General features: G+C 68.3%; 15 protein-coding genes. 4 read left to right on the plus strand and 11 right to left on the minus strand.

Annotated features, from left to right (window positions below; translation table 11 throughout):
- Positions 1–3 precede the first annotated feature (3 nt).
- The gene (locus tag IF28_RS0125520) at positions 4–669 is read right to left on the minus strand and encodes an ATP-binding protein (protein ID WP_051713878.1); all 666 of its coding nucleotides are present in this window, start codon (positions 667–669) and stop codon (positions 4–6) included.
- A 202-nt stretch (positions 670–871) separates the two neighbouring features.
- Between IF28_RS0125520 and IF28_RS0125525 the strand changes: the two genes are divergently transcribed.
- The 3 genes from IF28_RS0125525 to IF28_RS0125530 all read left to right on the plus strand — a co-directional run bounded on the left by IF28_RS0125525 (position 872) and on the right by IF28_RS0125530 (position 2,468).
- Positions 872–1,717 carry a helix-turn-helix domain-containing protein gene (locus IF28_RS0125525; protein WP_030224678.1) on the plus strand — a complete coding sequence of 282 codons (846 nt, stop codon included), beginning with the start codon at positions 872–874 and terminating at the stop codon, positions 1,715–1,717.
- Positions 1,717–1,914: a DUF397 domain-containing protein gene (locus tag IF28_RS38080; protein WP_078621415.1), complete on the plus strand. Its 198-nt coding sequence runs from the start codon at positions 1,717–1,719 to the stop codon at positions 1,912–1,914. The genes IF28_RS0125525 and IF28_RS38080 overlap by 1 nt, the downstream gene beginning before the upstream one ends.
- A 257-nt stretch (positions 1,915–2,171) precedes the next feature.
- Positions 2,172–2,468, plus strand: a complete 297-nt coding sequence (locus IF28_RS0125530) for a DUF6247 family protein (protein WP_051713879.1) — start codon at positions 2,172–2,174, stop codon at positions 2,466–2,468.
- A 295-nt stretch (positions 2,469–2,763) separates the two neighbouring features.
- Here the strand turns inward: IF28_RS0125530 and haaN are convergent, their stop codons facing one another.
- The 9 genes from haaN to IF28_RS0125580 form a co-directional block, all read right to left on the minus strand.
- Positions 2,764–3,237, minus strand: coding sequence for a cyclophane-containing RiPP N-acetyltransferase HaaN (haaN, locus tag IF28_RS0125540; RefSeq protein WP_030224686.1), 474 nt, complete (start codon positions 3,235–3,237; stop codon positions 2,764–2,766).
- A 25-nt stretch (positions 3,238–3,262) separates the two neighbouring features.
- Positions 3,263–4,450, minus strand: a complete 1,188-nt coding sequence (locus IF28_RS0125545) for an FxsB family cyclophane-forming radical SAM/SPASM peptide maturase (RefSeq protein WP_030224688.1) — start codon at positions 4,448–4,450, stop codon at positions 3,263–3,265.
- A gap of 10 nt (positions 4,451–4,460) precedes the next feature.
- Positions 4,461–4,739, minus strand: a complete 279-nt coding sequence (haaA, locus tag IF28_RS40285) for a HaaA family cyclophane-containing RiPP peptide (RefSeq protein WP_324616057.1) — start codon at positions 4,737–4,739, stop codon at positions 4,461–4,463.
- Between the two features lie 24 nt (positions 4,740–4,763).
- On the minus strand, positions 4,764–7,526 hold the full coding sequence (gene haaT / locus IF28_RS0125550; RefSeq protein WP_234325341.1) for a cyclophane-containing RiPP biosynthesis TPR protein HaaT: 2,763 nt from the start codon (positions 7,524–7,526) through the stop codon (positions 4,764–4,766).
- A 491-nt stretch (positions 7,527–8,017) separates the two neighbouring features.
- On the minus strand, positions 8,018–8,848 hold the full coding sequence (locus tag IF28_RS0125560; RefSeq protein WP_030224696.1) for a phosphotransferase: 831 nt from the start codon (positions 8,846–8,848) through the stop codon (positions 8,018–8,020).
- 258 nt (positions 8,849–9,106) lie between these two features.
- A complete protein-coding gene (locus IF28_RS0125565; RefSeq protein ID WP_030224698.1) occupies positions 9,107–9,565 on the minus strand; it encodes a TIGR03618 family F420-dependent PPOX class oxidoreductase in 459 nt (152 codons plus the stop codon).
- Positions 9,566–9,610: 45 nt separating this feature from the next.
- Positions 9,611–10,156, minus strand: coding sequence for a TetR/AcrR family transcriptional regulator (locus IF28_RS0125570; RefSeq protein ID WP_030224701.1), 546 nt, complete (start codon positions 10,154–10,156; stop codon positions 9,611–9,613).
- Positions 10,157–10,172: 16 nt separating this feature from the next.
- Positions 10,173–10,757, minus strand: a complete 585-nt coding sequence (locus IF28_RS0125575; protein WP_030224704.1) for a sugar O-acetyltransferase — start codon at positions 10,755–10,757, stop codon at positions 10,173–10,175.
- A gap of 58 nt (positions 10,758–10,815) precedes the next feature.
- The gene (locus IF28_RS0125580) at positions 10,816–11,190 is read right to left on the minus strand and encodes a VOC family protein (protein ID WP_030224707.1); all 375 of its coding nucleotides are present in this window, start codon (positions 11,188–11,190) and stop codon (positions 10,816–10,818) included.
- A gap of 267 nt (positions 11,191–11,457) precedes the next feature.
- On the opposite strand from IF28_RS0125580, the gene IF28_RS0125585 reads away from it, so the two are divergent.
- A complete protein-coding gene (locus IF28_RS0125585) occupies positions 11,458–11,760 on the plus strand; it encodes a hypothetical protein (RefSeq protein ID WP_030224709.1) in 303 nt (100 codons plus the stop codon).
- Positions 11,761–11,791: 31 nt separating this feature from the next.
- Here the strand turns inward: IF28_RS0125585 and IF28_RS0125590 are convergent, their stop codons facing one another.
- Positions 11,792–12,151 carry a VOC family protein gene (locus IF28_RS0125590; protein WP_030224712.1) on the minus strand — a complete coding sequence of 120 codons (360 nt, stop codon included), beginning with the start codon at positions 12,149–12,151 and terminating at the stop codon, positions 11,792–11,794.
- Positions 12,152–12,158 lie beyond the last annotated feature (7 nt).

The following is a 12,158-nucleotide window of genomic DNA, read 5'->3' on the forward strand; positions in this document are numbered from 1 at the left end:
AGTTCAGCAGGAAAGCCTGACCGCGTCCCGTTCGGCCTCGAAGTGCGTTTGGGCGCGGTCCAGAATGTCGTCCGCGTCATGACCGTGCAGTTGAAGCCAGTGCAGCAGATCTGCAATCACGTCGATTGCAGCCGCCTCCGCCGCCATCGCGCCAAGTCGACTGCGACGCAAGGTGCTGAACAATTCGCCATCACCGTAGGAGCTGAGGACCTTTGCGGCTCTCGCGACGCGCGTGCCACTGTCAGCCTGCCGATCGGGAACGGACGCGGTAGCGATGAGTTCGCACCACGTCACCTTGCTGTCGTGGTGCAGCTCGACACCCCAGCATTCCGCCAGGGCGTCAACCAGCGCCATGCCGCGTCCGCCTTCCGAGTCATCACCCGCTTCCACGAGCGTGGGGAGAGCGCGAGCGTCCGGGTCACGCAGCTCGATCCGGAGCCGGCTGCGCCTCATGGAGACGGTGAGGCTTGCGGGGGTGCCGCAGCCGACGTGCGTGATCACATTGGACACCAGCTCGCTGACGCACAACTGAGCGGTGTCGCTGAGCTCTTGCAGACCCCAGTCACTCAGCCGGTTCCGCACCAGGCCGCGCAGCGTTGCGACCCTTTGCGGCTCAGCCAGGAACGGGAACCCCCAGGAGACAAGGGGGATGTTGGCAGATTCGTCCACGGTTCTACTCCCACCTACGACACGATGGTCACTCCTTGAATGCTTTGCCACACTCAGAGTTGCATTGAAACTCTCAAAATGGAACTCTCACTAGGGTCACGCTGGAGCGCGCAACTGTCGTGCGCGCCCCCGGCGCACACCGCCTTGCCGCCCCTGCAAGGGAGCGGTCCTGATCAGCCAACGAACAAGAAGGGCCTGCGTCATGACAGTTGGACCCACTACGCGAAGGCGCCAACTTGGCGTCGACCTGCGCAGACTCCGTGAACTGAAGGGGTTGACGCTGGAGGATGCAGGCGCTCGAGTCGGCATCTCCAAGGCGACTCTCAGCCGCTACGAAACCAAGGAAGGCACGGTCAAGTGGCCAGCAGTCGACGCCCTCTGCCGTGAGTATGGTGCTACGGACGAGGAACGGCTCGCCTTGGTCGAGCTTGCCAAGGGCGCCAAGATTCAGGGGTGGTGGCGATCCCTCGCCGACCCCATCCCCGAGTCCATGAACCTCATGCTCACTCTCGAGGACGAAGTCGTACGTGAGGACCACTACGCCTGCATGTACATCCCCGGGTTATTCCAAACCCGCGCGTACGCCGAGGCCGTGCATCGGGCGTCGGAGGTCCGATGCGATGAACGCGAGGTCCAGCACATGGTCGACATCCGCATGAAGCGCCAGGAGTTGCTGGACCGCCAAGAGCCGCCGCGCATCTGGGCGGTGATTGATGAGGCAGCACTGCGAAGGCAAGTGGGCGGTCCGGCGATCATGCGAACGCAACTGCAACACCTGCTCGCACTGGCCGAACGCCCGCACATCAACGTGCAGGTTCTCCCGTTCGCCCGCGGTGCCCACGCGGCGGCCGTCGGTAGCTTTGCCTTCCTACGGGGACAGTCTCCCGAGTTGGACGTGGTGTACGTAGATCTCCTCGGCGGTGGGTTGTTCATGGAGAAGCCGGAGGAACTGGAGCGATATAGGTTGGCGTTCGAGTACCTCAGCGCACAAGCACTCGATTTCGAATCCTCCATCGACAACATCGACCGGATCAGCAAGGAGCCCTGATGGCGACACTGTCTCAGCTCACCTGGTTCAAGTCCTCCTACAGCGGTGGCAGCGGCACCGAATGCGTGGAATGCGCGCAAGCTGTCGACGGGGCACTCATACGCGACTCAAAGCGGACAGACGGCCCGATGGTCCACGTAACGGCTGAGCCTTGGCACGTCTTCATACGGTCCCTGACGCGAGGTGTGCAGCGGTAGCGCTTGTCCGGCAGCACGGCGTACTGGGACTGCCGCACACACGCCCTAGCGAGCCTGAGCACTGGGCGTCCTTCGCGGCCGGTACGCCGCCGGCCGACCATGCCGTGTGTTGGGGCCGTCGCGCTACTCGTGCGCTGGTGGGAGCCTGCAAGTCGCCCCTGTCGAGACTCACCCCTCCGGTCGTGCAGACCCCCGCGCACGATGCAGGCATGTAGGACACTCGTCGTAGGACGCGGGAGAGCAAGGAGTGAAAGATCGTGAGTGCACAGCACGCGGAAACGCCCATCTCTGCACCACTGCCGTTGAAGACCATCGGCGATATTCGGGCCGCTCTGCGGTCCGGGCATGGCTTCCCCGGCGACCAGGAGACCTTCGAAGCGGATCTCCAGCGTGCGCTGGAAGCCTCGTCGGAGACGGACCTCAATGCAGTCGCCGCTGTGATCGTCGACTACCGGGGGCGAATTCGTCTTTACCAAGACCCTGACTTCGACATCGCCATACAGGAGGGCCTCGACCTTACGGCACAGCTGAAGCAGGAGGAACCACACGCGTGAGCAGTGTGCTTGCAGCCGTGACCGTACGGGCTGCCCAGCGGGCGAAGGATCTGGGAGCCGAGCGGGACTTGGAAGCTCTGCGGCAGGAGCTTGAACGGGTGCCGCGCCTCGGTGTGCGGCTCGGACCTCCCCGTGACGACGGCACAGAGGTACGCAAGACCAGAATCGAGCCCCGCGACGGCGTGCCGGGGTTGGCCGTGGCGTACGTGTACACGCCGTCTCCGCCGCCCCCGACCGTGGCGATCGTCGCCGTGACGCCGGATGACGGAGCTCGTGAGGCGTAGCGGCGGTCGCCTCACGCCATCCCGGCGTCCACCCGGTACACGATCTTCCCGTTGAACTCGGTGAAGCCCAGCCTCCGGTAGAAGGACCGTGCCCGTGGATTGTCGCGGTCCGTCATCCACTCCACCCTGCTGCACCCGGGGCGGGCCGCTGCCAGGGCGCGGAGTTCGTTCATGAGGCGGGTGCCGACGCCTTGGCGGCGGAGCGTATCGCGGACGTACAGCTCCTTCAGGAAGAGGGAGTGCGAGGAGCCCGCGGCCGGCCAGAGGAACGAGTAGGCGGCGAGGCCGACCAGGTCTCCGGTCGTGTCCTCCACCACTAGGGCGGACGCGATGGGCAGCGAGCCGAACAGCGCCTCCTCCACCTGTGCCCGGCGTTCCTCCGCCGGCTGAATGTCGGCCGAGCCGTAGAACCGCTCGATCTCCTCGATGAGTTCGGCCAAGGCCGCGATGTCTTGTTTGTCGGCGGGCCGGATCGTCACGGTCATCGGCTGCTCCTGTTCGTCGGTTGCTTCATTGGCCTGCATCAGCGGACGGGCTCGGCACGGTGGCACGGTCCGTGTTCACGTGCCAGCCATGCTGTCGCAGGGAGCCTTGGACATGGCGGATGAGGTACTCGAGGTCCGCGCAGTAGACCGACGGATTGCGGTAGCCGCGGGCCATGCTGAAACGGTGGGGCAGATAGCCGCCGCCGCACACCTCCAGGAGCGGGCACGCGCGGCACTTCTCAGCGAGCGTGGCCACCCCGAGCCGGCGGTGTGCGAGCTTCGGGTGTTGGTGTACCTCGTCGAAGGAGTGCCGGTACACGTCGGCGTCCAGCCTGGAGGCTCCTTCCTCGACGGACCTCAGCGTGTCGACGTCCTCGATGGTCCCGTCGGACTCGATAACGATGCTCGCCGACGGTGCCAGCCCGATAGTCTCCACCGAGCTCCGCACTCCGGAGGTGAGGGCCATGATGTCCTCCAGCATGCGCACACTGTGCTGGTTGTCGGAACCGGCCAGCCACGCGTCGTACACCCGGCTCATCCAGATCCCGTATTCGGGCAGGCTCGGATCACCGCGGTGCGGCGGTTCGTCGTGGGTGGCATGGGGCAGGTTGAAGTCGATCGTTGGTGGCTCGAAAGAGGCCAGGTGCTCGTGTACCTCTGTCGGGTCGTTGGCCAGGTCAACCACGGCCAGGACGCCGGCGAACAGGTGTGGTCGGGAGCGCAACAGCTGGATGCCGCGCACCGCTGAGGCTGCGCTTGAGCGGGACGAACGCGTCAGCCTGTGCCGGTCGTTGGCGGCCTGTGGGCCGTCCAGACTGACACCCACGACGACACGGTGCCTTTCGAAGAGATCGAGCCACTCTTCCGTGATCAGCGTTCCGTTGGTCTGCAGTTCGATGTGGACCCTGGTGCCGGTGGGGATGCCCTCCCGCACGACGGCGAGCAGGTCCGCCATGTGGCGTGGACCGGCAAGCAGAGGTTCGCCGCCGTGGAGGATCACGTGTACGGCGGGCAGGCGGTGTGCCGCGACGTGCTCACCGATCCGGTGACCGGCGGATCTGGCCACGGCCACGCTCATCCGGGCGGGCAGGTGCCGCCATGCCTGGTCCGCGGAGTTGAAGACATAGCAGTAGTCACAATCGATGTTGCAGCGGTTTGCGACCTTGAGAATGAAGGCCGTAAAGGGTGCGGCGCCTTCGTTATGCGCTTTCAAGCGGGCGCGCTCACAGTGGCCAAGGCCGGATGAGGGAAGCGGCGTGGCCTCCGTCGCCGGCTTGCGCGGCTGTGGTCTGCTCCGTTGCCAGCCGTTCTCGCACTCGGGACTCGATCCGGGCCAGAACGGCGCTCTCCTGCACAGTACGGGAGTCCGATGGTGTCGCTGCGTGCGTCGCGGATGCGGACGGGTCTGGCTGCATGCGGCGCTCCTCGTGGCATAGCCATCGGCGGGTGCTGAAAGGCGCTGTCTGCTCGGAACGTAGCAGTGGCGTCGAGGTCTCTGGCATGGACAATCCGGCCAGAGTTCCCAGTCATCCCGGCTGCGCGGCAAGCAGCGTCCGTACGGCGTCGGCCTCCGTCTCCGCACCGATGCGCCGGAAGATTTCGAGGGCCTCTCGTAGCGATTCCGCCGCCCGCTCGGGGCCTTCGGTCACCCGGTCGCAGCGGCCCACGCCTTCCAGCGCCCGCCCCTCCTCAAGAGGGCAGCGGACGTCCCTGGCCAGCCTCAGGGCAACGGTGTGGTGGCTGCGTGCCTCCGCCTGGTCGCCGGACGTGCGGAGCAGGTTCCCGTAGTGGTTCAGGACTTGAGCCTCACCGCAACGGTCTCCGAGGGTCCGCAGGATCGCGAGACTCTGCCCGAGCGCCTCGGCAGCACCTTCTCGTTCCCCGGCAGCCGCACGTGCTGCGCCAAGTTCCCCCAAGGCAGCGGCCTCTCCACCGCGGCTGCCGAGTTCGCGGTAGGCGGCCAGCGCCTGCTCGAGCAGGGCTACGGCCTCGGTGACCCTGCCTTCCGCCCGGTCAAGCACTCCGAGATGGCGGACGCTGTTGGCATGCCCGAAGCGTTCTCCAAGCTCCGTGTAGTACGCCTGGGCTTGAGTGTGCATGCTGCGGGCCTGGCCGAAGTCCCCGGTGAGCCGGTGCACGACGCCGAGTTCGTTGAGGGCGTAGGCCTGGTGGACACGGTCGTCGAGGTCGCGGTAGATCTCCAGCGCCTCGCGTTGGCATCGTGCCGCCGGCTCGTAGTCGCCCGTCAGGCTGTGCACGATGCCGAGGTCGCGCAGCGAGTTGGCCTCTCCGTAGCGGTCGCCCAGCTCACGGTAGACCGTCAAAGCTTCGCTCTGTGCCTCCACGGCCGCGTCGAAGCGGCTGCTCTGTCGGCGCACCATGCCGAGGTCAGCCAGAGCGTTGGCCTGGCCGAGCCGGTCGCCGGCCTCGCGGTAGAGGCTCAGGGACTCTGTTTGGGCCTCGGCGGCCGCCTCGTTATTGGCAATCATGTAGCGGACGATGCCGAGCTGGTTGAGCGCTTCCGCCTTGCCACGCTTCTCCCCCACGGCCTCGTACTCGGCGATCGCCTGGTCCAATGCCGCGATCGCTTCCGGATAGGCGGCCATGAAACGCCGGATGACGCCCAGCTCGGCGAGCGCTGCCGCCAGCGCCCGGCGGTCTCCGGTCTGCCGGGCGGCTTCCACCGCCGTCCTGTGGAGGCCGACGGCCTGGTCCCATGGGCCGGCCTGGCGCAGAAAGGGAGCCATGGCGGTAGCCATTCGGATCACCAGGTCATGCAGCCTCAATCCGTTCGCACGGCGGATGCAGGCGAGGACGTTGGCTCGCTCGTCCTCCAGCCAGCTCAGCGCCGCAGAGCGGGATTCCAGGGGCGGCGTTTCCAGCAGGTCGCCGCCCACCGGAAGGGCTTGAAGGGCGGCGCCGCTTCGCAGGATGTGCCGGTTAGCCGTGGCCAGGGCGGCCAGGTAGTAGGTCCCCACACGGTGGACTGCCTCAGTGTGTTCCATGGTGCCTCCCTCGTCGGCGAGCGCGCGGGCGTAATCGCTGAGCAGATCGTGCAGCCGGTAACGGTCTCCCGGGTGTTCGTCGATCAGATGAGCGTCGTACAGCCCGTCAAGGTGATCCTGCGCGGCGCTCGGCGAAACCGCTGCGAGCGCTGCCCCCGAATAGGCATCGAGGTCGGTCCCGGGATAGCAGCCGAGGCAGCGGAAGAAGTGTTGTCGTCCCGGTTCCAAATCTCGGTAGGAGAGCTCGAAAGTAGCCGCGACGCCGCGTTCTCCCGCCCGGAACTCACCCAGCCGGTTCCCGGCCGCCACCAGCCGCGACCGCAGGACCTGAACACTCCATGTCGGATGGTGACGCAGCCGCGCCGCGAGCAGTGAGATGCCGAGCGGTAGGTGCCCGCACGCCGCGGCCAACTCCTGAATCACCACTCGATCGAGTGAGTCCGATGGCCGCCCGCTGAGCCGTACGAAGAGGTCGACCGCGTGTTCTGGCGGCAGGGCGTCCACCGACACGACGACCTCCTCGTACGCCGCCAGCCGCCTGCGGCTGGTCACCAGTACGAGGCAGTCACGACCGCCTGGAAGCAGCGGCTCCAACTGCCTGTAGCTGACCGCGTTGTCCAGGATCAGCAGCGCTCGCCGTCCGGACAGGTGGCTGCGCCACATCGCGGCCCGCGCCTCGGTGACCGCGCCCTCGTCGTCGCCCACGGGGATCTGTTGCGTCGGCACGCCTGTCGCCGCAAGCAGCGAAGCCAGAGCCTCGGTGGCCTGCACGGGGGTACGGCCTGTCGTGTGCCCGTTGAGGTTCACGAAGAGTTGCCCGTCCGGGAAGCGCTCGGAGAGGACGTGCCCTGCGTGGACGGCGAATGTCGTCTTGCCGACGCCCGGCATCCCGTCAATCACATGGACAGGCAGCGCCGTGCCGTTGCCCTGGGATTCCTGTACGGATCGCACCAGCGCATCCAGTTCGGCGCCTCGGTCAGTGAAGGCTGCCGTGTCGCGCGGTAAGGAGCGCAGGACCAGGGCCGCCCCCGGGGGCTGCGTTCCATCGTCCCGTCCCGGTAAGGGAGCGCGCGGCGCTCCGGCCGGTGCACCGCTGGACTCCGAGAGAGCCGCCAGGAGGACCGACAACCCGACCATGGCAGCCCCGAGGGCGGCGAATGACAACCAGGCGTGGTCCTGCAGCCATCCGAGCCAGCCCGGCCACTGGGATTCGGACACCGCGTTCGTCACAAGCCCGATCAGCATCGTCGTCACAGCGCCGCCGGCTGCGACGGCGGCGATCACTGCTCCGCGCCGCGCCCTCATCCGTGAACCGTCCACGCGTACACGGCCGGTACGGTCGGCATTGCGCTCACCTGTGTTTCCCCCGACTACTAGCGCCCAACTGCCTCAGAGAATGCCGCAACGTGAAGGCAGGTCAAGGTCGCCATCGCGCCACAACGTCCGAAGCGTTTCGGCCGGACCAGGGGCACCTTTACAGCTAGCCGCCCCAGTGGGGCCGGGTGGCGGGCCCTGGGGTCAGGCGCGTACGGCGGACAGGCAGGTGTCGAATAGGAACAAGATGTCGCCGTCGCCGTCCTGTGCAACCCACATCATCGTCGCCGCGTCCAAGCAGGCGGAGGCCGTTGCCAGGGTCGCGCGGGCCTGCAGAGGGCGGTCGGGCGTGGCTTTCAGGCAGACCGTGGCCTTCCTCGCCTCGGACACCGTCCGGTGCATCACTGGTGGCGATCTCACCGTCTCCGGAGCCATGGGCGTGCACGCCCGCGCCTGATGGGTCAGCGGGCCAGTGCGGTACGGACCTTGTTCAGGCCCTCGGCTCTCCAGTGGGCCCGGTCCGGCATCTGGTCGGCTTCGCGCCAGCGCCAGGCCGAGAACATCGCCCAGTTCAGGGCGCGGCAGCGGTTGATCAGGGGCTGGTCGGCTCCCGGGTAGTGCTCGGCCACTTCCTCGGGGGCGTGGGCCAGGTCGAATTCGATCGGTCCGCGGCAGCAGGTGGCGAGGTCCACGAAGAGGGGGCCTGTGGTGGTGTTGAGGAGGTTGCCCGGGTGGGGTTCGCCGTGGAGCAGTTGGTCGGGGGCCCCGCCTGTGCTGATTTCCGCGCTCAGGGCGGTGAGGGTGTCGGCGAGGAACCTTCGGTCGGCCGGCGGGAGGTCCGGGGACTGGTCCGCGTCGTTCACCACGCGCAGGGCCGCGGTGACCCGGTCCGTGAAATGCGGTGCGTTCAGGTCGGTGTGGCGCAGCGCCGCGTGGTGCCGCAGGAACGCGGTCGCGTAGGCGGGCGGGGTGATGTCCGTGCCCAGCGGTTCGTAGTAGGTCCAGAGGGAGATGGCGAAGGTGTCGCGGACATGGACCTTCGGGGGGACCCTGGGGTCCAGTTCCGCCACCGGGGCGTCGGTGGTGGCGAGGGCGCGGGCGACCTCCACCTCGAACTCGGAGTCGGCGAGGTGTCCCGGCGGGGCCACCCGGAGCAGGACATCGCAGGGGAGTAGGCGCAGTACTACGCGGTCCGAGTTGTGGATGACGGTCACGTCGTCGGTCTCGAGTCCCAGCTCCGCGGCCGTGGCGCGTGCCGCCTCGACCGCTCGGCGGAGTTCCGGTGGCTCCATGCAGTACTCCCCGTCGCCTCGTGAGCGCTCTTGCGGCTCGGAGAGATCCTTCTTCAATCCGGCCTGCCCCGGCAACGCCTTTTGGGCCGGTTGGATGTGGATGGGGGGTGAGGTGACGGCAAATCATCTACAGTCCCGAGCCGGCTGCCGGGGCCTGTACGACCCACCCCCCATGGCCGCGAGTCCCTCACGATCTCCGTCCGGCCCAACGCGGAGCACGGTACCCGGGGCCACTGACAACGCCCCGGCCTCCGTCCGTCAGCCCTCGATGTCGAGTGCCGTTCCGTACAGGCGGTCGGCCTTCAGGCGGATGACCAGTCGGCGTTCGGCCACCAGCTGTTCCAGGAAGGCCTGTTCGTTCTCCGGTCTCGCGTTCTCCGGGATCATTCCCAGGAGTTCGCGGCCGATCGCGTCGCCCGGTGTCGTCGTGACCTCCGAGGCCTCCGCCTCGCCCTCAGCCACGGCGAACGACCACACGTCGCCGCCGTTCACATGGAGCGCGGCGCGCGGGTTGTGGCGCAGGTGTTTGAGCTTGACGCGGTCTGCCGTGGTCGAGAAGCGGGCCGTTCGGGACTCGGGGTCCCAGCTGTAGACCATGGTGGTCAGGTGGGGGTGGCCGCTGCGCTTGACGGTGGCGAGGGTGCCGAACTGCTGTCGGGCGAGGAGGTCGGAGAGGGCTTCGTCGGACAGGGGGCGTGGCCCGGGTCGGTTGGTCATGACGGGGTCAACAGCGGTGGGAGCGCCATAATTTCGCGCCCAGCGCTACGAAACCGCTGTCACGCGGGCCACCGCGTCGCGCGTCAGCGTGCGGTCGGGTGGGGTGTCGTCCAGGGCTCGGTGGAGGGTCAAGCCCTCGATCAGGGCGTCCAGTTGGCGGGCCGTGGGCGGGGGGAAGTGGTGTTCCAGGAGGGTGCGGCTGCGGGTCATCCAGTGGGCGCACAGGGCGCGGTACGGCTCGTGGCGGGCGGCCAGGGTGTAGAGCTCCTGGGTGAGGATCAGGTCGCGCCGGGGGCCCTCGGCCAGGGTGTGGATGAGGTCGGTGACGGCTTCGCGGGCCTCGTCGGGGGTGGTGGCGGGGGCCAGGTGGTGTTCGAAGACGGTCACTATGTGGTCGGCGTAGCCGGTGAACGCCTCGAGCAGCAGGCCGTCGATGCCGGTGAAGTGGTACGTCATCGAGCCCAGCGGGACCCCGGCGCGCACGGCGATCTTGCGGTGGGAGACGCCGGCCACGCCCTCCTCGGCGATCAGGTCGAGCGCCGCCGCGAGGATGCGCGCGCGGCGGTGGGGGTCCGTGTGTCCGGTGGCCATGGAGTGTGTACGGGGCTCAGAGCGTGCGGACCGGGCGGGCGGGGTTGCCCACGGCCACGACGTTCGCCGGGATGTCCTTGGTGACGACCGCGCCCGCGCCGATGACGGAGTTGTCGCCGATGGTCACTCCGGGGCAGATGATCGCGCCGCCGCCGAGCCAGACGTTGTCGCCGATGGTGATGGGGAGCGCGGCTTCCAGCTTGTCGCGGCGAGGCTGGGGCTCCACCGGGTGGGTGGGGGTGAGGAGTTGGACGTTCGGGCCGATCTGGCAGTCCTCGCCGATGGTGATCCGGGCGACGTCCAGCGCGGTCAGGTTGTAGTTGACGAAGGTACGGGCGCCGATGCTGATGTTGCTGCCGTAGTCGACGTACAGCGGCGGGCGTACGTCGATGCCCTCCCCGGCGGAGGCGAGCAGCTCGGTGAGGATCGGGCGCGCTTCGGCGGGGTCGTCCAGATAGGCGGCCTGGTATCGGGCGGTCAGCCGCATGGCCTCGCGCTGCCGGCGGGCGATCTCCGGGTCGTCGGCGATGTAGAGGTCGCCCGCGAGCATGCGCTCGAGGTTGGTGCGCGGGTCGTTCGCGAAGTAGTCGTCCGTCGGCATGCGTACGATCGTACGCCTCGAAGGTGTACGACCGTACACTCCCCGGGAGGGGGAGGGTTTAGCCCCGTTCACCCCGTTCCACGCAGAACTCATTGCCTTCCGGGTCCGTCATCGTGATCCACCCCTTGCCGTCGGGACGGGTGTGGTCGGCCAGTTGGCGGGCGCCCAGGGCTATGGCGCGCTCCACTTCCTCCGCGCGGGTGCGGCCCTTCGGCTGCAGGTCGAAGTGGATTCGGTTCTTGGCGGTCTTGCCTTCCTCCACCCGGACGAACAGCAGGCCCGGACCGCCGTCCGGGTCCGCGATGAAGGCCTCCGGGTCGCCCGGCTTGTCGTCGTCGGCGAGCGGCCTGCCGAGCAGCGCGCCCCAGAACTGGGCCAGGTCGTAGGGGTCGCCGGTGCAGTCGAAGGTGATGTGGCGGATGGTGGGGTTCAACGGTCCTCCGGGGACGGTCGGTTGGTGACGCGTTTGGCCGATCGGCCGGTCGCAGGATGCCGTCCGGGGAGGGTGCGCGTCCAACCGTTTGACGGTGGAAGCGGGCCGGTGGGAGGAAGTGGCTCTCCAGGGGGCGGGGGGCGGCGCGCGGTTTGCCGCTTCTCGGGGGCTGCCGTGGGCGAATGCGCCAACCGGCTGCGGGGGCGTTAGCCTCGGAGATCGGTGAGAGGCCGTCCGGGTGGGCGGTGTGGCAGGAGGTAGGCAGGCATGGCCAAGGTTCCCAGTTCCGTGGTGGCCGCGAGCGGGCTCGTCGGAGGGTACGGCGTGGCCCGCTGGACCCGGAAGCGGCAGCTGGGCGGGGTCGTCCTCGCCGCCGCCGGGGCCGCTGCCGCGCAGCAGTGGCGGGAGCGGGCCGGCGGCAAGGCCGCGGGTGCGCTGACGGTGGCGTACGTCGCCGCGTTCGCGGGGTCGCACCCGCTGTCGAAGAAGGTGGGCGCGTGGCCTGCGGTGTTCGGGGTGGCGGGCGCTGTGGCGCTGGCGTCCTGGGCGGTGGCCGACCGGCGCGGCTGAGCCGCCCTTCGCGGGCCGGGAGCGTCCCCCGTCAGGAGAGGTGCGTCAGCACGTTCACCACTCGGCCGTTCGGGTCGCGGGTGAAGAAACGCCGTACGCCCCATTCCTCGTCCCGCAGCTCGCGGACGATCTCCGCGCCCGACGCCCGTACCCGCTCGTACACCGCGTCGACGTCCTCCACCTCCACGCTGAGGTCGGGGACGACGGGTGCCGTGCGCTCCTCGGTGAAGAAGCTGATCTGGGCGGTGGGGTTGGCGGGTGACGCCAGGGTGGTCATCCAGCCCATGTTCATGACCTCCTCGAAACCGAGGAGGCCGTAGAAGTCCCGGTTGGTGTGCAGGGCCTCCTCGGAGGCGACCTGGACGTCGGGCATGATCCGGCGGACGGTCATCGGGGCT

It is taken from the genome of Streptomyces sp. NRRL WC-3626, assembly GCF_000718785.1.
Lineage (GTDB): Bacteria > Actinomycetota > Actinomycetes > Streptomycetales > Streptomycetaceae > Streptomyces > Streptomyces edwardsiae.

What these genes read in the sequence shown, in the direction of transcription:
- IF28_RS0125525 (WP_030224678.1), top strand. Translation starts at nt 872, where the DNA reads ATGACAGTTGGACCCACTACGCGAAGGCGCCAACTTGGCGTCGACCTG.
- IF28_RS38080 (WP_078621415.1), top strand. Translation starts at nt 1,717, where the DNA reads ATGGCGACACTGTCTCAGCTCACCTGGTTCAAGTCCTCCTACAGCGGT.
- haaN (WP_030224686.1), bottom strand. Translation starts at nt 3,237, where the DNA reads ATGACCGTGACGATCCGGCCCGCCGACAAACAAGACATCGCGGCCTTG.
- haaA (WP_324616057.1), bottom strand. Translation starts at nt 4,739, where the DNA reads ATGCCAGAGACCTCGACGCCACTGCTACGTTCCGAGCAGACAGCGCCT.
- IF28_RS0125560 (WP_030224696.1), bottom strand. Translation starts at nt 8,848, where the DNA reads ATGGAGCCACCGGAACTCCGCCGAGCGGTCGAGGCGGCACGCGCCACG.
- IF28_RS0125565 (WP_030224698.1), bottom strand. Translation starts at nt 9,565, where the DNA reads ATGACCAACCGACCCGGGCCACGCCCCCTGTCCGACGAAGCCCTCTCC.
- IF28_RS0125570 (WP_030224701.1), bottom strand. Translation starts at nt 10,156, where the DNA reads ATGGCCACCGGACACACGGACCCCCACCGCCGCGCGCGCATCCTCGCG.
- IF28_RS0125575 (WP_030224704.1), bottom strand. Translation starts at nt 10,757, where the DNA reads ATGCCGACGGACGACTACTTCGCGAACGACCCGCGCACCAACCTCGAG.
- IF28_RS0125585 (WP_030224709.1), top strand. Translation starts at nt 11,458, where the DNA reads ATGGCCAAGGTTCCCAGTTCCGTGGTGGCCGCGAGCGGGCTCGTCGGA.
- IF28_RS0125590 (WP_030224712.1), bottom strand. Translation starts at nt 12,151, where the DNA reads ATGACCGTCCGCCGGATCATGCCCGACGTCCAGGTCGCCTCCGAGGAG.